17 protein-coding genes and 1 tRNA gene are annotated in these 19,280 nt (G+C 63.3%); 8 read left to right on the top strand and 10 right to left on the bottom strand.

Annotated features, from left to right (window positions below):
* The first annotated feature begins 62 nt into the window (after positions 1 to 62).
* Positions 63 to 1,511 carry a catalase gene (locus M2367_RS15660; RefSeq protein ID WP_259237210.1) on the top strand — a complete coding sequence of 483 codons (1,449 nt, stop codon included), beginning with the start codon at positions 63 to 65 and terminating at the stop codon, positions 1,509 to 1,511.
* A 328-nt stretch (positions 1,512 to 1,839) separates the two neighbouring features.
* On the opposite strand, the gene M2367_RS15655 is transcribed toward M2367_RS15660, so the two are convergent.
* Positions 1,840 to 2,154 carry a YnjH family protein gene (locus M2367_RS15655; RefSeq protein WP_259237209.1) on the bottom strand — a complete coding sequence of 105 codons (315 nt, stop codon included), beginning with the start codon at positions 2,152 to 2,154 and terminating at the stop codon, positions 1,840 to 1,842.
* A gap of 211 nt (positions 2,155 to 2,365) precedes the next feature.
* Between M2367_RS15655 and M2367_RS15650 the strand changes: the two genes are divergently transcribed.
* Complete coding sequence (locus M2367_RS15650) at positions 2,366 to 3,541, top strand: hypothetical protein (RefSeq protein WP_259237208.1); 1,176 nt, start codon at positions 2,366 to 2,368, stop codon at positions 3,539 to 3,541.
* Between the two features lie 70 nt (positions 3,542 to 3,611).
* Complete coding sequence (locus M2367_RS15645) at positions 3,612 to 4,394, top strand: ABC transporter substrate-binding protein (RefSeq protein ID WP_224431445.1); 783 nt, start codon at positions 3,612 to 3,614, stop codon at positions 4,392 to 4,394.
* A 79-nt stretch (positions 4,395 to 4,473) separates the two neighbouring features.
* On the opposite strand, the gene M2367_RS15640 is transcribed toward M2367_RS15645, so the two are convergent.
* Complete coding sequence (locus M2367_RS15640; protein WP_224431446.1) at positions 4,474 to 4,854, bottom strand: hypothetical protein; 381 nt, start codon at positions 4,852 to 4,854, stop codon at positions 4,474 to 4,476.
* Positions 4,855 to 5,038: 184 nt separating this feature from the next.
* Here M2367_RS15640 and M2367_RS15635 point away from each other — a divergent pair, with 184 nt between their 5' ends.
* Together M2367_RS15635 and ydiK are read left to right on the top strand one after the other, a co-directional pair.
* A complete protein-coding gene (locus M2367_RS15635) occupies positions 5,039 to 6,427 on the top strand; it encodes a bifunctional NUDIX hydrolase/phosphatase PAP2 family protein (RefSeq protein ID WP_259237207.1) in 1,389 nt (462 codons plus the stop codon).
* Positions 6,417 to 7,505 (top strand): AI-2E family transporter YdiK, encoded by a 1,089-nt coding sequence (ydiK, locus tag M2367_RS15630; protein WP_259237206.1) that lies wholly within the window; start codon positions 6,417 to 6,419, stop codon positions 7,503 to 7,505. Before M2367_RS15635 ends, ydiK begins: the two co-directional genes overlap by 11 nt.
* Before the next feature lie 55 nt (positions 7,506 to 7,560).
* On the opposite strand, the gene M2367_RS15625 is transcribed toward ydiK, so the two are convergent.
* The 3 genes from M2367_RS15625 to M2367_RS15615 are packed head-to-tail and all read right to left on the bottom strand — an operon-like array spanning position 7,561 to position 10,911.
* Positions 7,561 to 8,685 carry an agmatine/peptidylarginine deiminase gene (locus M2367_RS15625; RefSeq protein ID WP_224431450.1) on the bottom strand — a complete coding sequence of 375 codons (1,125 nt, stop codon included), beginning with the start codon at positions 8,683 to 8,685 and terminating at the stop codon, positions 7,561 to 7,563.
* Positions 8,686 to 8,703: 18 nt separating this feature from the next.
* Positions 8,704 to 9,816, bottom strand: a complete 1,113-nt coding sequence (locus M2367_RS15620) for an extracellular solute-binding protein (protein WP_259237205.1) — start codon at positions 9,814 to 9,816, stop codon at positions 8,704 to 8,706.
* A 42-nt stretch (positions 9,817 to 9,858) separates the two neighbouring features.
* Positions 9,859 to 10,911 (bottom strand): agmatine/peptidylarginine deiminase, encoded by a 1,053-nt coding sequence (locus tag M2367_RS15615; protein WP_259237204.1) that lies wholly within the window; start codon positions 10,909 to 10,911, stop codon positions 9,859 to 9,861.
* Between the two features lie 115 nt (positions 10,912 to 11,026).
* Here M2367_RS15615 and M2367_RS15610 point away from each other — a divergent pair, with 115 nt between their 5' ends.
* Positions 11,027 to 11,932 (top strand): LysR substrate-binding domain-containing protein, encoded by a 906-nt coding sequence (locus tag M2367_RS15610; protein ID WP_259237203.1) that lies wholly within the window; start codon positions 11,027 to 11,029, stop codon positions 11,930 to 11,932.
* Between the two features lie 234 nt (positions 11,933 to 12,166).
* Positions 12,167 to 14,068: a dihydroxyacetone kinase operon transcriptional regulator DhaR gene (dhaR, locus tag M2367_RS15605; RefSeq protein ID WP_259237202.1), complete on the top strand. Its 1,902-nt coding sequence runs from the start codon at positions 12,167 to 12,169 to the stop codon at positions 14,066 to 14,068.
* A gap of 95 nt (positions 14,069 to 14,163) precedes the next feature.
* Here the strand turns inward: dhaR and dhaM are convergent, their stop codons facing one another.
* The 4 genes from dhaM to M2367_RS15585 all read right to left on the bottom strand — a co-directional run bounded on the left by dhaM (position 14,164) and on the right by M2367_RS15585 (position 18,179).
* The gene (gene dhaM, locus M2367_RS15600) at positions 14,164 to 14,880 is read right to left on the bottom strand and encodes a dihydroxyacetone kinase phosphoryl donor subunit DhaM (protein ID WP_259237201.1); all 717 of its coding nucleotides are present in this window, start codon (positions 14,878 to 14,880) and stop codon (positions 14,164 to 14,166) included.
* Between the two features lies 1 nt (position 14,881).
* Positions 14,882 to 15,511: a dihydroxyacetone kinase subunit DhaL gene (gene dhaL, locus M2367_RS15595; protein WP_259237200.1), complete on the bottom strand. Its 630-nt coding sequence runs from the start codon at positions 15,509 to 15,511 to the stop codon at positions 14,882 to 14,884.
* Positions 15,512 to 15,520: 9 nt separating this feature from the next.
* On the bottom strand, positions 15,521 to 16,591 hold the full coding sequence (gene dhaK / locus M2367_RS15590) for a dihydroxyacetone kinase subunit DhaK (RefSeq protein ID WP_259237199.1): 1,071 nt from the start codon (positions 16,589 to 16,591) through the stop codon (positions 15,521 to 15,523).
* Between the two features lie 229 nt (positions 16,592 to 16,820).
* Positions 16,821 to 18,179, bottom strand: coding sequence for an NCS2 family permease (locus M2367_RS15585; RefSeq protein WP_042044403.1), 1,359 nt, complete (start codon positions 18,177 to 18,179; stop codon positions 16,821 to 16,823).
* A gap of 202 nt (positions 18,180 to 18,381) precedes the next feature.
* On the opposite strand from M2367_RS15585, the gene M2367_RS15580 reads away from it, so the two are divergent.
* Positions 18,382 to 18,714 carry a cupin domain-containing protein gene (locus M2367_RS15580; protein WP_042044404.1) on the top strand — a complete coding sequence of 111 codons (333 nt, stop codon included), beginning with the start codon at positions 18,382 to 18,384 and terminating at the stop codon, positions 18,712 to 18,714.
* Between the two features lie 306 nt (positions 18,715 to 19,020).
* Here the strand turns inward: M2367_RS15580 and M2367_RS15575 are convergent.
* Positions 19,021 to 19,097, bottom strand: a tRNA-Asp gene (locus M2367_RS15575).
* Positions 19,098 to 19,280 lie beyond the last annotated feature (183 nt).

Here is a 19,280-nt window from a genome sequence, read left to right as displayed (position 1 = left end):
CCGATTGGCCCCGCTCGCGCCCCTTGCCGTATCGTGCCTCCATCATCACAAGGAGATGCCCCATGACTGACAAGAGCCTGCACAGCGCCAACGGTGCCCCCGTCGTCGACAACAACAACAGCCTCACCGCCGGCCCCCGCGGCCCGGTGCTGATGCAAGACATCTGGTTGATGGAAAAACTCGCCCACTTCGACCGCGAGCGTATTCCCGAGCGAGTGGTTCACGCCAAGGGCTCCGGCGCCTACGGCACCTTTACCCTGACCCACGACATCAGCCAGTTCAGCAAGGCGGATCTCTTCAACACAGTCGGCAAGCAGACCCCTGTCTTCCTGCGCTTCTCCACCGTGGCCGGTGAGAAGGGGGCCGCCGATGCCGAGCGGGACGTGCGCGGCTTCGCCCTCAAGTTCTATACCGAGCAGGGCAACTGGGATCTGGTGGGCAACAACACCCCGGTGTTCTTCATCCGCGATCCCCTGAAATTCCCCGACTTCATCCACACCCAGAAGCGGGATCCGCGCACCAACCTGCGCAGCGCCACCGCCGCCTGGGACTTCTGGTCCCGCCACCCGGAATCCCTGCATCAGGTCACCATCTTGTTCAGCGATCGCGGCATCCCCAAGAGCCTGCGGGAGATGAACGGCTACGGCAGCCATACCTTCAGCTTTATCAACGACGCGAACGAACGCTTCTGGGTCAAGTTCCACTTCAAGACAGAGCAGGGCCACAGCTTCTACACAGATGAAGAGGCGGCCAATGTCGTCGGGCAGGATAGGGAGAGCAGCCAGGTGGATCTGTTCAACGCCATAGAGCAAGGGGACTTCCCGCGCTGGAAGGTCTATGTGCAGGTGATGCCGGAGGCCGAGGCCCAGACCTACAAAATCCACCCGTTCGACCTCACCAAGGTGTGGCCGCACAGCGACTATCCGCTGATCCCGGTGGGCGTGCTGGAGCTTAACCAGAACCCGGACAACTACTTCGCCCACGTGGAGCAGGCGGCCTTCACCCCGGCCAACGTGGTGCCAGGTATCGGCTTCTCGCCGGATCGCATGCTGCAAGGGCGGCTGTTCTCCTACGGTGACACCCAGCGCTACCGCCTCGGGGTCAACCACGGTCTGCTGCCGGTCAACGCCCCGCGCTGCCCCTTCCACCACGGCGCCCATCGTGACGGTGCCATGCGCTCCGACAGCAATGGCGGCGCCAGCCCCAACTACCAGCCGAACCGCTTCGGCACCCAGCAGCCGAGCGAGCAGCACGAACCGGCCCTGAGTCTGGAAGGAGCCGCCCTGCACCATGACTTCCGTGACCATGACAGCGACTACTACAGCCAGCCGGGGGAGCTGTTCCGCATCATGGACGAGGGGCAACGTGCTCGCCTCGCTGCCAACCTGGCGCGCTCTCTCATCCATGTGGAAGATGACGCCATAGTCGCGGCCCAGCTCAAGCACTTCGAGCAGGCCGATCCCGAATACGCCAAGCGGGTCGAGCTGGCCCTGGCCGCCCTGCAACGCTGAGCCGCAGGCAGCAAAGTAAAAACGGGGCCTGCAGGCCCCGCTTCCATCAATGACGCCCAATATTCAGCGCCCATGCCACCGAGAGATAAATAAAAAACGGGAACCCTGGGGTTCCCGTTTCTCATCAATCTGTCTCAATCCCGAACGGACCGCGCTTCGCGCTCTTCCCGTTCCCTGACCAACAGGCGCTTGTACCACCAACTATTGCGACGACGTTGAATATTAGAGGAGCGACGAGCCATAGTATTGGGTCCCATGCCAATTGTGAGCGAGGGCACATTATGCGATAGCCATCCCGCCCCTGTCTTTAACTGGATCAAGAAAAGCCTCAGCGAGGGGTCTGAATGCGCTCAATCTGTGCATCGGGTAGCACCTCGTCACTCGGCTGTTGTTGCACGGAGCGCCAAGCCAGCGGGCCATTGCTCTCCTGACTGTTGATGGGGGCACAGACCAGCCAGGATCCCCCCTGCTCAAGCTGGGCGCCAAGGGAATACTTCTGATCCGCAAACCAGCAGACTCGCTCCGGCAATGAGCCCAGTGGCAGCAGCAGATCCGTGCCCACCCGGGTCGAATGGCGCAAGGGCTCGGCCACCGCCACTGTACTCAGGCCCCACAGGGCCAGCATGATGCCGACTGATTTCATAACGACTCCTTGGTTACCCCTTGCAGGCGACCAGAACGGGGGAAAACTTGATTAATAAGTAGTGGGCCAGCTGGTATTCCGGAACCATTATGGTAGCCTGCCAGCGCCCCGCTTTCCTGTACAGGAAGTGGCCGCCACAACCCCTGGAAACCTGGCCATGACGAGGCCTAGATTACCTTAGTTATCAAATCGTTATCTGGATTTTCTCCTAATGCGTATCATGACCTTCCTCAAGGCCGCTTGCCTGAGCCTGATGTTATCCGCCTGTGTCGCCCCCCTGCTGCTGATGGGCCCCTCCAGCCAGCTGATGTGGGCCCTCCTCAAACCCCTGGTTGGCTTCGATCCCAATGAGGTCAACCTGTTCGAACAGCCCCTCATCAAGGACAGGATGACGGCCCTGCTCGGCCCCAACTATGACACCACCGTTGCCCTGCTCAAGACCGCTGGCGAGCTGCAGCAAGAGGGTCCGCTCTTCTATGTGGTATCCCGCTATACCCCTGTGCCCGACATGGCTCAGAAGGCAGGTCTGGTCTGGAACTCGGACACCAACCAGATGGCGGTCAAGCTGCTCAAGGGGGATGTGGTCGAGGTCTTTGGCGAACAACTGGGTCAGATGACGCCAAGCTGGCCGAGCGAGATGGATGGCTGGCAGCATACCAGTGCAAATGCCCTCAAGGGGGCCATGACCGGCTCCGCCAGTGCGGCGCTCGATGGTGCCGTGCAGGGTGCCAGCAAGTCGGTAACAGAGAGCGCCAGCAAGGCCATCAGCGATCAGACCAAAGCCGTCACCGACAGTGCTAACAAGGCCATCAGCGATCAGAGCAAAGCGGTGACCGACAGCGCCAGCAAGGCCATCAGCGAGCAGAGCAACGCCGTCACCGGCAGCGCCAGCAAGGCCATCAGCGATCAGACCAAAGCCGTCACCGACAGCGCCAACAAGGCCATCAGCGATCAGACCAAAGCCGTCACCGACAGCGCCAACAAGGCCATCAGCGATCAGACCAAGGCGGTCACCGACAGCGCCAGCAAGGCCATCAGTGAGCAGAGCAACGCCGTCACCGACAGCGCCAACAAGGCCGTCAGCGATCAAACCAAGGCCGTGACCGACAGCGCCAGCAAGGCCGTCAGCGATCAGAGCAAAGCCGTCACCGACAGTGCCAGCAAGGCCGTCAGCGATCAGAGCAAAGCCATCACCGACAGCGCCAGCAAGGCCATCAGTGAGCAGAGCAACGCCGTCACCGGCAGTGCCAGCAAGGCCGTCAGTGAGCAGAGCAACGCCGTGACCGACAGCGCCAGCAAGGCCGTCAGCGGTGCGCTGCCGACTCAGGATCCCCAGGCTGCTGCCCGCGCGGCCGCCGAAGCCGAGCTGGAAAACCTGTTGAAATGATGCTGCCTGGCACTCACCCCCAGAGCACAGCGCCCGGATCTACACTCTTCGTCAAGGAACTGGCGCGGGGATGACGCTCATGATGCAACTGTTTGCCTCACTCGGGCTGCTGGCCGCCTTGGCTGGCACGCCAGCCGCGGCGCTGACTTACTATTCCGAGCAGAATCTGCCCTTCAATGGCGTCGATGAACAGGGCCGCAGTAGCGGTTTCAGCATAGAGTTATTGCGCTTGATGTGGCAGGAGCTGGGGCAAGAGGAAGCGCCCATCCAATTCTTGCCCTGGTCCAAGGCCTGGTATCTGCTGACTCAGCAGCCCGATGCCGTCCTGCTCACCACGGCCCATACCTTGCCCCGTTCCCACCACCTGCAATGGGTCTGCCCCATCAGCCGCTCGCGCATCGTGTTGATGGCCAGGGCCGATCACCTGCCCCGGATCCGCCACAGGGCCGACCTGCTCACCCTGAAGATAGGAGCCATGCAGGCCGATGTGGGCGAGCAGTTACTGCTCAACCGCGGCATGCCACCGGCCCAGCTGATGACGGTGCCGCGCATGGATCTGGTGGTACGCCAGTTGTTGCTTGCCCGCACCGATCTGGTCGCAGGTAACGAGACCATGTTGCGCTATCAGATCCGCCAGCTTGGCTATGAGCCACGGCAGTTCGTCACAGTGGCCGTATTGGCCGAGCAGGATAACTGCTTCGCCTTCAATCCCGCCGTGGATCCGGCCGAAGTGGCACTGTTGCAACAAGCCCTCGACCGGGTGCGCCAGGGTCCGGCTTTTCAAGCCCTGCAGGCCCGCTACGAAGATATGCTGAACCCGAGCACCCATGAACGACTGCCGGAAATAGAGTGAGGTACGCTCAATCCGGCCGCCAACCCACCATAAGCGAAGAGGCCACCCCAGGGTGGCCTCTTCGTTGCACCGACCAGGGTTATTTGTAGAGGTTGTCCTGCTCGTTATCCTTGTTGGCCGCAGCTCCGCTGTGCTCGATGGCGGTACGGATCAGATCCACCCCGGCGCGGATGATGAGCACCCCCATGTTGACCAGCTTGACGCAGACCCACATGAAAGTGATCAGCAGTATCAGCTTGAGCACCGTCTGGAATGCCTCCAGGAAGTTCTGCTCCAGCTGGCCGGTCAAGCCATTGGCACTGCTCATCAGCCAGGTGTAGACCTCGCGCACGAAGGGGATACGACTTGGCATCTCTAGTACATCCAGCGCCGCTGGCAGAGCCTGGCAGATGACAATACTGCCGAACAGTACCAGGATGACGCCGAGGCCGATGCCGAGATAGAAGCCGAACTGTTTCATATGAGATCCCAAGAGTTGCTGCATGGAGAGTGAGGATAGCTGCCAATAGTAGGCACAGCCGCGCCCCAGAGCAATCTCGGCGGGAGAAACCCCAAGGATCCCAGGCCTGTTTCGCAACGGAAGTCGTTGCCCAAGCCACTGATTTCTGTGACGCTTCTCATACCGCCCCTGGAAACGGACTCCCATGCTCAGATACCCTTGTTGCCTGCTGCTCGCCCTCATGCTCGCGACGCCCCTTTGGGCCGCCCCATCCAAAGCACGGGGAGCCGTGTGCGTCATCAAACAACAGGATAAAGTGCTGCTGGTGCAAGACAGGGTCTCGTCCCGCTACAGCCTGACGGGCGGCTATATCGATCCCGGCGAGACGCCGCCTCAGGCGGCCCTGCGCGAGCTGTTCGAGGAGACAGGCCTGGCGGGGCGCATCATCGCCCCCCTTGGTCGCTGGCAATCGGCAGACATCTATGCCTGCCAGACCCTGACCCCCATAGTGGCGCAGCAAGGTTCGGGGGCCGTCTCCCTGCTGCATGCCCCCAATCGGGATGGGGAGGTGCTCAGCGCCCTGCTGATCTCCCCCAGTGCCCTGCCCCATGTACTGAGGCGCTTTCCGGCCCAGCTCGACTGGTTGATCCCGCAACTCCCCCGGATCCCTGATAGCGAGGTGAGTTGGCGAACCGATTTCAGTGCCGAGGCCAATGCGCTGCACCGTCAGGAACTGCCGCTGATCCGCCAGCTGCAAGCGCGGCTTGGCCCACACAACCTCTGGCTCCAGCTCGCCAACCTCGCCGGATCTGCGCCCTTCATGCTGTTACTGGTGCCTCTGCTGCTGCCCCTGCTCGGCTGGCACAGAGCCCTGCAGTTGCTGTTTGTCATGCTGTGGCTGAGTCTGCTGGTGCAACTCACCAAGATGGGCATCGGCTGGCCACGCCCCTTCAACTTCCAGCCCGAACTCGCCCTGCGCGCCGTGTCCGGTTTTGGCATGCCGAGCGGCCACTCGGCCACGGCCATGCTCGGCTGGGGCCTGCTGCTAGGCTGGGCCTGGCCGGGACGGCGCTGGCTGGCAATATGCCTGGCCCTGCTGCTGGCAAGCGCCACCGGCCTTGCCCGCGTCTGGCTCGGGGTGCATTTTATCTCGGACGTGGTGGCCGGCATGCTGCTTGGCCTCGGCCTGCTGCTGTTGTTCCCCTGGTTGCAGCCCCTTGCCTCGCGCCAGCTCCCCTGGCTGCTACTCGCCAGCCTGGCCGGTGTCGCTGCTGCCGTGCTGCAATCCCCCGCGCTCGCCGCCATCGGCATTCTCAGCCTGACACTGCTGCTCGGCAGTCGATCCAGGGTCGAACGGAGCAGGCGCCGCCCCTGGCTGACCGGCTTTGTCGCCCTGGCGGGTTGCCTGCTGCTGGGACTACTCAGCGCAAGCTTGCCACTGTTGATCACCAGTTCCCTGTTGATCCTGACCGGACAAGGGATACTCTATGGACTCTTGGGACTCTGGTTGAGCTCGGGCCTCTGGTGGCTGATCTCCCTGACCGACGACCACAATCGGGGTGCAACCCCACGCAAGGAATACAATGATTATTAAGAAACCGGATCTGGCCAAGCTCACCCTAGGAGTCTTGTTTCTCAGCATCTTGATCGCGTCCTGCTTCCTGGTGCTACGCCCCTTCCTGCCTGCCTTGGTGTGGGCCACCATGATCACCATAGCCACCTGGCCGCTGATGCTGATGATGCAGCGCCTGCTGTGGGGGAAACGGACCCTGGCGGCCTTCGTCATGACCCTGATACTGCTGCTGATCTTCGTCATCCCGCTGTTCATGACCCTGGCCAATGTGGCGGAGAAGGCCCCCATGCTGATCGATCTGGCCACCACCATCAGCAAATCCCCGCCCCCGGAGCTGCTCTGGCTCCAGCAGATACCGCTGGCAGGGGACAAACTCTTTGAGCTGTGGCAGCAGATCCTGGCCAGCGGTGGTCAGGTACTGTTCGCCAAATTGGCACCCTATTTCGGCCAGACCGCCCGCTGGCTCGCCTCCCAAGCCGGTAACCTGGGGCTCTTGTTCGTCCACTTCCTGCTGACCGTGGGGATCTGCGGCCTGCTCTATCACTCGGGGGAAACTGTCGCTGTCGGCATCCGTCGCTTCGCCCACAGGCTGGCCGGTGAGCGGGGAGACAACGCCACTGTGCTGGCCTCCCAGGCCATCCGCGCCGTGGCCATGGGGGTGGTGGTGACCGCCCTGGTACAATCCTCGGTGGCCGGGATAGGCCTGCTGATTGCCGGCATTCCCTACGTCATGATCCTGGTGGTGTTGATGTTCCTGCTGATCGTCGCCCAGATCGGCCCCTTCCCGGTGCTGCTGACCAGCGTCGGTTACCTCTACTGGAGCGGCGATACTACCTGGGGCACCTTCCTGCTGGTCTGGTCGCTGCTGGCGGGCACCATGGACAACTTCCTGCGTCCCTTCCTCATCAAGCGCGGCGCCGATCTGCCCCTGATCCTGATCCTGGTTGGCGTCATCGGCGGCCTGCTGGCGATGGGGATCATCGGCCTGTTCATCGGCCCAGTGGTGCTGGCGGTGGGCTACACCCTGCTCGATGCCTGGATCAAGGAAGAGGATCAATCCGCCGCCGTTGCAGCGCCCGTGCCGCCCAAGGCGGAGTAAAGCCCGCAACGAGCAACGCCGCCCATTTGGGCGGCGTTTTTGTTATGGCACTGACTCAAGCTGGTTGATGCAGGGTGATGCAGTGAATACCGCCGCCCCCCGCCGCCACCGGGTCTATGTTGACGGCCACCACCTTGCGCCCCGGGTAGAGGCGGGCCAGCAGATCCTGGCAATAGCGGTCGGCCGCCTTGTCGCCGAACTCGGGGACTATGACGGCGCCGTTGATGGGCAGGTAGTTGATGTAACCGGCGGCAAAGTCCGGGCTACGGCTGAATTTATTGTCCCGCCCACCCAGCGGGGGCGGCAGCTGATGCAGTTCCAGCTTGTTGCCATCGGCGTCCGTCGCCTGCTGCAAGATGGCCAGATGCTGGCGGGTCACCTTGTAGTCGTAGGAATCAGGATCGTTGTCCATGTTGATCACCACCACCCCGGGGCGCACGAAGCGGGCGTAGAAGTCGACGTGGGCATCGGTGATATCCTTGCCCTTGATGCCCGGCAGCCAGATGATCTTGCGCAGCCCCAGGTTGGTTTTCAGCTCTGCCTCCAGCTGCGTCTTGGTCAGGCCCGGGTTGCGGTTGCTGTTGAGCCAGCTGCTCTCGGTCATGATGGCGGTGCCGTTGCCATCCACCTCTATGCCCCCGCCTTCGCCAATCAGCTTGCTCTGCAGATAGTGGGCATCCGCCTGCCGACTCACCAGGGAGGCGACCCTGGCATCATAGTCATGCTCCTGTTTGTCACCCCAACCGTTGAAGTTGAAGTCCACCAGCGCGAGCTCCCCTTGCTCGTCCTGTACGAAGACACCGCCGGTATCCCGCAGCCAGATGTCATCCAGCTCAGCGGGGATGAAGTGGGTGTTGTGCTCGCCACAGAGCTGACGGGCCAGACCCTCTTCCTCCCCATGGCAGAGCACGTTCACCTCGGTATGGGGGGTCATTGCCTTGACCAGCCGGCCTATGGTGGCCTGCACATCCTGGTAGTTACGGCCCCAGATCTCGCGATTGGCACCGAAGGCGACCCAGACCCGAGTCTGGGCTGCAGCCTCGTCCGGCATCTGGTAGTGACCGGCGGCGCTGACCGACGAGGCCCCGGTGGCGGCAGCCTGGGCCCGTGGCAGGCCAGTCAGTCCGGCCAGCGCCCCTATGGCAACCAGCTGTTTCAATACTTGGCGTCGGGATGGCATCTCTTTACTCCTTCAGATTCAGAGGCTGCTCTTGAAACGAGTCCAGGCTCGCATCCGGGCTCGCATCTGGGATTGTGCAATGTCCTGGCCTGGAATGAGTCGCCCGTAGCTGGCCTCATCCAGATAAATATCCGGGTTGGCTGTCATGGTGGCATCCACCATGGATCTTGCCTTGGCACTGGCGGTTGGATAACCGGTGCTGTTGGTGATAGCGGCCATGTTGGCCGGGCGCATCACGAAATTGATAAAGGCATAGGCATACTCAGGATGGGGGGCATCCACCGGGATCGCCATGGTATCCATCCAAACGGTGCTCCCCTCCTTCGGCAGCCGGTATTCAAAGTCGCTGCGCTTGCCCGCCTCGACGACGGCCCGTCTGGCTTGCGTCATGTCGCCGCTGTAGCCCAGCGACAGGCAGATGTCACCATTCACCAGCTGGGTCACCGGCTGGGACTGAAACTTGCGCACATAGGGTTTGAGCCCCTTGAGCAGCGCCAGTGCGGCAGCCAGATCCTCGGCCTTGCCGCTGTGGGGATCCCGCCCCAGATAGTGCAGCACCACCGCCAGCACCTCGTCGGGGGAGTCGATGATGGAGATGCCGCAGTCGGCAAATTTTGCCGCCAGTTCGGGCTTGAACAGCAGGTCGAGACTGCCCACCGGGGCATCCGCCATCCGCTGCCTGATGAGGTCCGCATTGTAGGTGAGCCCTATGGTGCCCCAGGTGTAGGGCACCACCGCCTCCCTGGAATGGGGATAAGCCTGCTGCAGCCGCCGCAAACCGGGCTCGATATCAGCCAAATGCTGCAGCCTGCTTTTGTCGAGCGGTTGCAGGCTGCCCGCCCGCATCAGCCGCTCCGCCACCGTATCGCCGGGAAAGATCAGATCATAACCGCTGCGACCGGCCATCAGCTTGGCCTCCAGGGTCTCGCTACTGTCCATGACGTCATAGATGACCCGGATCCCTGTCTCCTTGGTAAAGGCGCTGAGGGTATCGGGGGCGAAGTAGTCGGCCCAGTTGTAGAGCCGCAGCACCTTCTCCTCCCCTGTTGCCGCATCGGCCTCCCCGGCCTCGGCCGCAAGGCTCAGCAGCAGGGCCAGACAGCCCATCCACCCGAGTGTCTTCCTGATCATGATGTGGTTACTCCCCTGTGATTGGCCGCCGCCGTGCAACGCTCAGCCCAACAGCGGCCAGGCGGGCTGCTGCTGAGTGATGCAGTGGATGCCGCCGCCGCCGTGGGCCAGCCGGTTGATTGAGACCGGCACCACTTCCCTGTGCGGGAAGGCGCCTTGCAGCACAGCCGCCGCCTCCCGGTCGCTCGCCACCCCGTAGGCGGGCATGATGACGGCGCCGTTGACGAGGTAGAAGTTGGTGTAGGAGGCGCAGAACACCTCTGCCTCCGTGTCTACGGCCTCGCTCGCGTCGTACAGATCCTGCAGCTCGAAGGCGCGCCCCCTGGCATCCGTGGCCAGGGCCAGGGCGCGGCGGTTCTCCCGCACCACAAGGCCGTAGGTCGAGGTGCTATCCAGAGTGGCATCCACCAGCAGCTGGCCGGGGCGACTGAAGGCGCAGACCCCGTCCACATGGCCATCGGTCATGTCGCCGGTGACATGGTCGGGATCCCCCGGCAGCCAGATGGTCTGCTCGATACCGAGCAGGCGACCGAAGATCTGCTCGATCTCACCCTTGCTGATGCCCGGGTTGCGGTTGCTGTTGAGCAGCACGGATTCAGTGGTGATCAGGGTGCCTTCGCCGTCCACATGGATGGCGCCCCCCTCGTTGGCCAGAAAGCTGCCGATACACTCCAGCTCCAGGCTGTTGAGGATGCGGCGAGCCAGCCCCTCGTCCAGCTGATGGACCGACTTGCCGCCCCAGGCGTTGAAGCGCCAGCTCACCCCGGCACTGCCCAGTTCGGGGTGGCAGATAAAGGTGGGGCCTGAGTCGCGGCACCAGCTGTCATCCACCGGGAGGGGGACCAGGGTCACCCTGTCGTCACAGAGGGCGCGCGCCTCGGCCAGCGCGCAAGGGTCGACCACCAGCCTGACCGGCTCGAACCGGACAATGGCGTTGACCACCCGGGCGAAGTCCTGCTGCACCTCGGCCAGGGTGACGCCCCAGCCGGATTCCCACAGCGCCTTGTTGTGGGGCCAGACCATCCAGGTCGCGGCGTGCTGGCACCATTCGGCGGGCATGAACCAGCCTTTTGCCACTATTCCCTGTTCCCGCATATTCCCTCTCTGATTAGGTACTATTAAGGTTGCTGACGATGGGAATAGACTATTCCCACAGAACACGGCGAACAAACGATCGATTTTCAGTACAAGTGATAAGTGGAGCTAATCAATGATGTTCAAACACTGGCCCCCGCTCAACGTGCTGCGGGGCTTTGAGGCGGCGGCTCGCCTCGGCAGTTTTCATCAGGCGGCCCAGGAGCTGCACCTCACCCAGTCCGCCATCAGCCAGCAGATCCGCTCCCTGGAGGAGCTGCTCGGCCAGCCGCTGTTTCACCGGCAGGGGCGCTCGGTCGCCCTGACCGATGCGGGGCAGGATCTGCTGGAGACCACCCAGAGCGTGCTGCTGCAACTGGCGGTGGGGATCCAGCGCCTCGAGCAGTACCGCAAGCCGAACCAGCTGGTGCTCAACACCAGCACCGCCATCGCCCGCCACTGGCTGCTGCCCCGACTGGGGGCGTTTCATCGCCAGCACCCCGACATCGATCTCTGGCTGTTCACCAGCGACGAGGTGCCCGAACTGGCCGAACAGACCATAGATCTCGCCCTGCGCTGGGATCTCGCGCCGCAGGCCCTGTGTCGCCATCAGCCGCTGCTGGCGGACAGGTTGCTGCCGGTGGCCACGCCTGCCGTGCTGGCCCAACCGGCGGCACAGCGCACCACCCTCCATGGTGAACGAGAACTGGACTGGCACCACTGGACGCTCAAAGGGGGGGAGGATCTGCAACTGCAGACCCGGGGGCTCAACTTCTCCGATCCCGACCTGCTGCTGGAGGCGGCCAGCGCCGGGCTCGGGGTGGCGCTGGTGAGCGAACGGCTCTCCCAACCGGCCAGGGAGCAGGGGCAGTTGCTGCCGCTCTCCGCTTGCCGGGTCAAGGGGCCCCAGTGGAGCCTGCTTATCCACCAGGAGAGCGAAGGGATGCCGGAGTGCCGCGCCTTCTGTCACTGGCTCGGCCAGCAATTTGCCGAGGGGGCGGAAATGAGGATGCCATTGCCGCCCTCTGAGGCAGGTCACTGAATCTGGCGGACGGGCATGGTTAAATGGTCGGCCTCTCTCTATGCCGGATATTGCATGTGACCCTGCCATCTGACCGCCCGCCACCCCAGCCCTGGCCTGACTATGGGTATGCCCTCTGGCTACACGCTTGCCGGACAGGACAGTGACAATGCCATCTGACCGCCTGCCACCCCAGCCCTGGCCAGAGCATCTATATGCCCTCTGGCTACACGCTTGCCGGACAGGACAGTGACAATGCCATCTGACCGCCTGCCACCCCAGCCCTGCCCTGACTATCTGCAGGCCTCCTGGCTGCGCTGCGCCCACCAGACCAGCGCCACCCTCTGGCATCCGCCCCACAGTGCCAAGGGGCAGACCTTGCAGAGTCTGCGCCAGCGCAAGCGGGACCTGCTCACCACAGGCGAGATGGCCCTCGAGGATCTCTACGAATTCATGGAGGGGCGCCCCTGCGCCCTGCTGCTCACCGACGAGAGCGGCTGTGTGCTGGCCCAGACAGGCCATCCCGACACCCTGCGCGAGCTGGCTGCGCTGGGGTTTGGCCCCGGCGCTTTTTTTAGCGAGGGGCGCATCGGCACCAATGCCATCAATCTGGCGGCGCTGGAGGGAGTGCCGCTCTGCGTCAGCGGCCTCCAGCACTTCAACCAGACCCTGCACCCCTGGCACAGCTGCGCCAGCCCGGTCTACAACAGCAACAGCCGTCAGGTCGCCATCATGGCCCTGGTCTGCAAGGTGGAAGCGGCGACCCTGGGGGATCTGGCGCTCACCGTCAGCGCCGGTCGCGAGCTGGCCCACCTGCTGCAGATGGAGCGCCTGATGCAGGAGTCCCAGCACCATCTGAGCGAGCTTTACGCTTTGCTGGACGGCATGGATGACGGCGTGCTGGCCTGGGATCCGCAAGGCAGGCTGCGCTACCTCAATGGGCTGGCGGCCGACCGACTGCGGCTAGATCCTGCGCTCTGCCTCGGTCAGCCGCTGGAGCAGCACCTGCTGCTGCCCCAGCGGTTGCAGCTGGCCATCAAGGGGCAGACGCCACTCAGTCATGTGGAGGTGACCCTGGAGCGGCTCGGGGTGCACTCCGGGGAGTTCATCAATGCGCTGATAAGCCTCAAGCCGCTACCGGGGCCGGAGGGGGTCAGCTTTATCGCCCTGCTCCATCCGGTCGACCGGCTGCGGGCCATTCACCAGCTGCGCCAGACGGTGCCCGAGCTGTCGGCGCTGGTGGGGGAATCGAGCGCCATGCGCAAGCTGCTGCGCCACGCCAGACAGGCGGCCCAGAGTCAGGGGCCGATCCTGCTGCGCGGTGAAGAGGAGGTAGGCAAAGCCCAGCTGGCGGAGGCCATCCACTTTGGCAGCGAACGGGCCGCCGGGCCCCTCATTACTCTCAACTGTCAGGCGCTGCCGAGGGAGCGGATGGCGCTGGAGCTGATGGGCTCCGACGAGGCGGGGCAGGAGCGAGCGGGCAAGTTCGAGCTGGCCCACGGCGGCACGCTAGTGCTGGAGCAGGTGGAGTGCCTCTCTGCTCCCATGCAGGCGGCGCTGCTGCAACTGCTCAAGACAGGCCGCATCCAGCGCTTCGATTCGGCCCGCGTGCTGCCGCTCAAGGTGCGGATCATAGCGACCAGTAGTGCCCCGCTGGAGCAGAAGGTGCAGGAGGGGCAGTTCGGTCGCCAGCTGCTCTATGCCTTGCAAGCGTGCGAGCTCTGGCTGCCGGGGCTGCGGGAGCGCAGTGCCGATCTGCCCGGCCTTATCAGCCAGCAGCTAGGGGCGCAGGGGCGAGAGCCGGTGCGCCAGTTCAGCCCGGCGGCCCTCGACTGTCTGCTCGCCTATCCCTGGCCCGGCAATCTGGGGGAGCTGCGCAGCGCCATCGAGCATGCCCTGCTCCACGCCAGTCAGGGGCAGATCCCGCCGGAGGCGCTGCCCGCCGCCATTCGTCACGGCCATCAGCTGGTGGCGAATGAGGTGGTTGGACAACCGCTGCTCACGTTGGCGGAGTTGGAGCGCCGAGCCATCTTGCGCAGCGCCCACGCCTGCAAGGGGCAGGTGAGCCAGATGGCCCGGCAACTGGGCATCAGTCGCACCACCCTGTGGCGGAGGCTGAAGCTGCTCGGCATGGATCCCGCCGACTATCACGGCTGACGGTGGCTCGGGTCGCGATTCGTCCCGCTAACAACCGGCAGAGAGAGCAAAAAAAGGCCCCGCGGTGGCGGGGCCTTGATAAAGCTATGGGAGCCTCAGTCGCCGAAGCGTTCCGCTGCCAGCTGCTGGAAGCAGGTCAATGCGGCGATGGCATCCTCCCCGCGCGCCAGCAGGGTGAGTCTGTCGCCCTGACGCACATTGAGCATGGCGAGCCGGGTCAGGCTGCGGGGGTTGGCCTCTTTATCCCCCTTTTGCAGCTTGAGTTCAGCGGCAAAGGGCTTGAGGGCGGCCACCAGTCGGGCGGCGGGGCGCACATGCAGGCCGTGGGGGTTATCCACCACCACCTCGCAGCGCAGCCAGCCGTCGTCGGCAACGGAGGTTGTCTCGGTGGCGGTCTGCGCCGCGCTGGCGGGCAGCATCGCCTGTTTCGGGCCTAGCGCGCCGAGCGCCTCGGCGGCCACCTCGTCCAGCGTCAGGCCGGATCCGGCCGCCACCACGGCGGCCAGGGTGCCCTCGACCAGCGGGGCGGGGCAGAGCCGTACCCGGGTGCTCAGCTCAGGGGGCAGCAGTTCGAGGGCGGTCTCGGCGCTGAGCAGAGCGCTGCCCAAGTCCATCAGCACCAGCACACCGCTGCCGTCGTCCGCTTCTTCGATCGCACTCATCACCGCGATGGCATCGGTGCCTATGGGGTGGTCGGGGTCATCGACCCCGGCCGCCAGCAGCAATCTGGCCGGGCTGCCCAGCTGGTCGGCCAGCGCTTTCAATCCGGCCGCCAGGATGGCGCTGTGAGAGACAACGACGATTCCTATCATGTCACAACCTCGCTCTGTCACGCAGGGCGGTCAGCAGCAGCAGGGTCGAGGTGGCCCCGGCATCCTGATGGCCTATGCTGCGCTCGCCCAGATAGCTGGCGCGCCCCTTGCGGGCCTGCATCTGTATGGTGGCCTCGGTGCCGGCTGCGGCAGCCGCGACTGCCTTGTCCAGCGCATCATTGAGCGACAGCGCTTGCTGCTGTGCCTGTTGCAGGGCGGCCAGCGCCGGCCACCAGGCATCGCACATTGTCTTGTCGCCCGGCTCGGCGCGGCCGCGAGAAACAATGCCCTCGACTCCGTCGCTCAGCATTTTGTCAAGCTGGCTGAGGCTGAGGCTCTGACAGGCGTCGGTACTGGCCGCCGCCCGGATAAAGAAGGTGCCGTAGAGGGGGCCGCTGGCGCCGCCGACCGAGGAGAGCAGGGTCATGCCGGTGGTTTTCAGCACCTGACCTATGTCCTTGTCCGCCACCGCGGGCAGCTTCTCGGCCACCTTGGTGAAGCCGCGCTGCATGTTGAGGCCGTGGTCGCCATCACCGATGTCGGTATCCAGCGCGGTGAGATGCTCCCTCGCATTGGTAAACAGAGGCTCGCAGTCGAGCAGCCAGTTGACGATTTGATGCTTGCTTAACATGGGTTTTCCTTAGCAGCCGCGACGCAGGGCGGGGGTATTGACGGGGGCATCCCACAGGCTCATCAGCTCGTCATCCACCTTGAGCAGGGTGATGGAGATGCCGGTCATGTCGAGGGCGGTACAGTAGGGGCCAATCAGGTTGCGCACCAGATGGATGCCCGCCTCTTCACAGCGGCTGGCGAGACGCCCATAGACGCCGTACAACTCGGAGAGAGGGGTGCCTCCCAGGCTGTTGACCAGGGCGATGACCCGATCGCCCGCATTCAGCGGCTCGATGAAGCTGTGCTCTTCCTGCCAGTTGCCGGAGGCTCTGTCCCAGTGGCGCAGGGTACGGCCATAGGGGGTGTTGTCAGCAAGCTCTTCGAACATGTCGTCCACCAGGGTATTGAGGTCGGTGAAGGGGCGGCGCGCTATGCCCGGTTCGCCGTGGATACCCACGCCGAACTCCATCTCGTTGTCCGCCAGGGTGAAGGAGGGCTTGCCAGCGGCAGGCACTGTGCAGGCGTGCATGGCAACGCCTATGGTGCGGCTCTGGTTGTTGATGCGACGGGCCAGCGCTTCGCAACGGGTCAAGTCATAGCCCGCCTCGGCAGCGGCCCCCACCAGTTTTTCGCACAGCACCGTGGTGGCAACGCCACGACGACCGGCGGTATAGAGGCTGTCTTTCACCGCCACATCGTCATCGATCAGCGAGAAGCCGACTTTGACCCCGTCACCGTGCAGCAGCTCGACCGCGGTTTCGAAGTTGAGCACGTCGCCGGTGTAGTTCTTCACCAGGAACAGCACGCCCGCGCCGCCATCAACGGTCTGACCGCACTCGTACATCTGATCCGGGGTTGGCGAGGTAAAAATCTCGCCGGGGCAGGCGCCATCCAGCATCCCCTTGCCCACCAGACCGCCGTGCATCGGCTCGTGGCCGCTGCCACCGCCGGAGACCAGCGCTACCTTGCCCATCACGGGGGAGTCGGCGCGGGTGATGTAGTGGGGTTCGATACGTACCTTGAGCTCGGGGTGAGCGGCTGCCATCCCCATCAGTTGTTCACGGACCACGGCATCGACGGCATTGATCAGCTTCTTCATGGCTCACTCCTTGGCTTGCCACCGCACGGGTAGGCAGATGGTTGATGAAGCCAGTCTAACGGGATATATCGGGAGAAAAATGACGGCCTGTTCGGTTCGGATTTGAAACAGCAGAAGGGGGCTTGGCGTTTCAACCTGAAACGGCGCGGGGCAAACGGGCGGGAAACTGTTAACGGCCTCACAACCATGAAAAAGGGCCCCGCAGGGCCCTTCGCTATCACCGGAAGCCTTAGATGGCCCAGCCACCGGCATAGAAGATCACCAGCGCCACGGCGATGATGACGGTGCCGACGTTGAGTTTCTTCCACTCGGCAGCAAACAGACGACCCACGACCAGCGCCACGAAGCCCAGCATGATGCCGGTGACTATGTTGCAGGTCAGCACGATAAAGACGGCGCACAGCATGCCGGCGAGAGCATCGACCGAATCGCTGAAGTCCAGCTTGGTGACGTTGCCCAGCATCAGCAGACCGACGTACATCAGGGCCGGTGCTGTGGCGTAGGCCGGTACCAGATAGCTCAGCGGGGAGAGGAAGATCATCAGCAGGAAGAGCACGCCAACCAGTGCAGCGGTCAGACCTGTTTTGCCGCCGGCTGCGGTACCTGCGGCGGATTCGATGTAGACGGCGGCCGGAGCACCACCCACGACGCCAGCGACCATGCTGCTGACGGAGTCGGCAGTCAGGGCCTTGCCGCCGCTGATGATGTGGCCACGTTCGTTGATGAGGCCCGCCTGACCGGCCACGGCACGTATGGTGCCGGTGGCGTCAAACACGGCGGTCATCACCAGCGCTAGCACGGTCGGAATGACCACCGGATTGAGGGCGCCCAGCAGATCCATGCTGCCCACCAGAGAGCCCTTCTCGCCGGTCAGGCTCGGCATGGCGAAGAAGCCCTGCCAGGTCACTTTCGGGTCGAAGATGAGGCCGAGGATGGAGATGGCGATGATCACCATCAGGATGCCGCCCGGCACCTTGCGACGCTCCAGACCGAAGATGGCGGCCAGACCCAGCACCGTCATGATGACAGGGAAGGAGGTCACTTCACCGAGTTGCACCGGCAGACCGGCCCCTTCGTTCTTGATCACCATGCCGACGCCGTTGGTGGCGATCAGCAGCAGGAACAGACCTATACCTATGCCGGTGCCGTGAGCGATGCCGGAGGGGAGGTTATCCAGGATCCACTGGCGCACGCCGGTGACGCTGATCAGGGTAAACAGCACACCCATCAGGAAGATGGCGCCCAGCGCGACCGGAATGCTCAGTCCCTGACCCAGAACCAGACTGAAGGCGGTAAAGGCGGTGAGGGAGATGGCGCAACCTATGGCCATCGGCAGCTTGGCCCACAGGCCCATCAGCAGGGAGCCGAAGGCGGCGATCAAGCAGGTCGCCACGAAGACGGGGCCCTGCTCAAAACCGGCGGCACCCAGCATGTTCGGCACCACTATGACGCTGTACACCATGGCGAGGAAGGTGGTCATCCCGGCCAACAGCTCCTGGCGCACACTGCTGCCGCGCTCGGAGATGGAGAAGTAGGAGTCGAGAAATCCGCTCTTGCCGGTGCGGGCCGTCATTTCTTGCGTTGCCATAACTCATCCTGAAAAGTGTGAAGGAAATCGTTTGCGTAGATGGCGCGCAAAATAGCAAGAATTTAGCGAAATTGCAGCGTGTAAGGTCGTATTTCCCCGATTTTTTCGATCGCAGGTCTCATTGAGGGCCACATTTGACGAGTCGCCGAGTGTCGCCAGCTTCTACACTTCGAGGGAACCCACTTCAGCCGGAGACAGGCTCATGCACACAGGAAACCTGCTTGCTCACATTCCCTCTCCCTTGCCCACAGAGCTGTTCAGCGACTTGGTCAGTACCAATCACTTCCGTATCGAGCGCATTGTCTCCCTGGGGCAGCACACCCCACCCGGTGAATGGTTCGATCAGGATGAGCATGAATGGGTACTGGTGGTGCAGGGGGAAGCTATCTTGCTCTTTCTCGAACCGGAAGCTGGGGCCCAGGAGCGCGTCCATCTGGGACCTGGGGACTACATCAACATCCCGGCGCACCTTCAGCACAGGGTGGAGTGGACTCACCCTACCGAGACCACCGTCTGGCTCTGCATCTACTACTAGAGGAATCCCCACGCCGCTGTGACAAAGCACAACGAGAAAAGCCCAATCGACAGATTGGGCTTCTTGGACTCAGATGCTGAATATGCATAGCAAAAGGGCCTTCCCGTGAGGGAAGGCCCTCAAATTATTGGCGGAGCGGACGGGGAGACGGACACCGTCCGGCTCAAGCACAAGGTGCCACAGGCAGGGGTCGAGTTGCCAGTGGCAAGTCGCAGCCCTGTCTGTTGTCCCTTGTTTCCTTACTCCCGTTCGCGAATATCCAAAAGCAAAAAGGCCTTCCCGTGAGGGAAGGCCTTTTCTATTTATTGGCGGAGCGGACGGGACTCGAACCCGCGACCCCCGGCGTGACAGGCCGGTATTCTAACCAACTGAACTACCGCTCCGCAATTTGGCTAGCGCTTTGCTAAATCGTCTGCCGTTTCAGCGAGGTGTCATCCTCTCGGCCAACATCGTACTGCGTACAATGTTGTCTAATTAGGAGCCTGGCAGTGTCCTACTCTCGCATGGCGAATGCCACACTACCATCGGCGCTACCGCGTTTCACTTCTGAGTTCGGCATGGGATCA

Source organism: Aeromonas sp. BIGb0445 (genome assembly GCF_024809075.1).
GTDB classification, from domain to species: Bacteria; Pseudomonadota; Gammaproteobacteria; order Enterobacterales; family Aeromonadaceae; genus Aeromonas; species Aeromonas rivuli.
Note: the sequence above shows the minus strand (reverse complement) of the source record. Positions and strands in the feature narration are given on the sequence as shown.

What these genes read in the sequence shown, in the direction of transcription:
- M2367_RS15660 (WP_259237210.1), top strand. Translation starts at nt 63, where the DNA reads ATGACTGACAAGAGCCTGCACAGCGCCAACGGTGCCCCCGTCGTCGAC.
- dhaK (WP_259237199.1), bottom strand. Translation starts at nt 16,591, where the DNA reads ATGAAGAAGCTGATCAATGCCGTCGATGCCGTGGTCCGTGAACAACTG.
- M2367_RS15625 (WP_224431450.1), bottom strand. Translation starts at nt 8,685, where the DNA reads ATGCCATCCCGACGCCAAGTATTGAAACAGCTGGTTGCCATAGGGGCG.
- M2367_RS15585 (WP_042044403.1), bottom strand. Translation starts at nt 18,179, where the DNA reads ATGGCAACGCAAGAAATGACGGCCCGCACCGGCAAGAGCGGATTTCTC.
- M2367_RS15620 (WP_259237205.1), bottom strand. Translation starts at nt 9,816, where the DNA reads ATGATCAGGAAGACACTCGGGTGGATGGGCTGTCTGGCCCTGCTGCTG.
- M2367_RS15640 (WP_224431446.1), bottom strand. Translation starts at nt 4,854, where the DNA reads ATGAAACAGTTCGGCTTCTATCTCGGCATCGGCCTCGGCGTCATCCTG.
- ydiK (WP_259237206.1), top strand. Translation starts at nt 6,417, where the DNA reads ATGATTATTAAGAAACCGGATCTGGCCAAGCTCACCCTAGGAGTCTTG.
- dhaL (WP_259237200.1), bottom strand. Translation starts at nt 15,511, where the DNA reads ATGTTAAGCAAGCATCAAATCGTCAACTGGCTGCTCGACTGCGAGCCT.
- M2367_RS15610 (WP_259237203.1), top strand. Translation starts at nt 11,027, where the DNA reads ATGATGTTCAAACACTGGCCCCCGCTCAACGTGCTGCGGGGCTTTGAG.
- dhaR (WP_259237202.1), top strand. Translation starts at nt 12,167, where the DNA reads ATGCCATCTGACCGCCTGCCACCCCAGCCCTGCCCTGACTATCTGCAG.
- M2367_RS15580 (WP_042044404.1), top strand. Translation starts at nt 18,382, where the DNA reads ATGCACACAGGAAACCTGCTTGCTCACATTCCCTCTCCCTTGCCCACA.
- M2367_RS15615 (WP_259237204.1), bottom strand. Translation starts at nt 10,911, where the DNA reads ATGCGGGAACAGGGAATAGTGGCAAAAGGCTGGTTCATGCCCGCCGAA.
- M2367_RS15650 (WP_259237208.1), top strand. Translation starts at nt 2,366, where the DNA reads ATGCGTATCATGACCTTCCTCAAGGCCGCTTGCCTGAGCCTGATGTTA.
- dhaM (WP_259237201.1), bottom strand. Translation starts at nt 14,880, where the DNA reads ATGATAGGAATCGTCGTTGTCTCTCACAGCGCCATCCTGGCGGCCGGA.
- M2367_RS15635 (WP_259237207.1), top strand. Translation starts at nt 5,039, where the DNA reads ATGCTCAGATACCCTTGTTGCCTGCTGCTCGCCCTCATGCTCGCGACG.
- M2367_RS15645 (WP_224431445.1), top strand. Translation starts at nt 3,612, where the DNA reads ATGACGCTCATGATGCAACTGTTTGCCTCACTCGGGCTGCTGGCCGCC.
- M2367_RS15655 (WP_259237209.1), bottom strand. Translation starts at nt 2,154, where the DNA reads ATGAAATCAGTCGGCATCATGCTGGCCCTGTGGGGCCTGAGTACAGTG.